General features: G+C 64.5%; 1 protein-coding gene. It reads left to right on the plus strand.

Annotated features, from left to right (window positions below; translation table 11 throughout):
* On the plus strand, nucleotides 1-217 hold a 217-nt coding region (locus F2P46_RS36935), incomplete at both ends, for a flagellin (protein WP_267875919.1).

Below are 217 nucleotides of genomic sequence, written 5' to 3' on the forward strand. Positions count from 1 at the left end.
ACCTGCTCTCGACCGCGCTGGCCTCGATCGGCACCGTGCGCTCGGCCCTGGGCGCCTCGGCCAACCGCCTGGAACACGTCTACAACAACCTGTCGAACATCAGCACCAACAGCAAGGCCGCCACCGGCCGCATCATGGACGTCGACTTCGCCAGCGAAAGCTCGAAGATGACCACCAGCCAGATGCTGCTGCAAGCCGGCACCGCCATGCTGAAACA

Origin of the sequence: Massilia sp. CCM 8734 (assembly GCF_011682155.1) — a bacterium.
GTDB classification, from domain to species: domain Bacteria; phylum Pseudomonadota; class Gammaproteobacteria; order Burkholderiales; family Burkholderiaceae_D; genus Telluria_A; species Telluria_A rubra.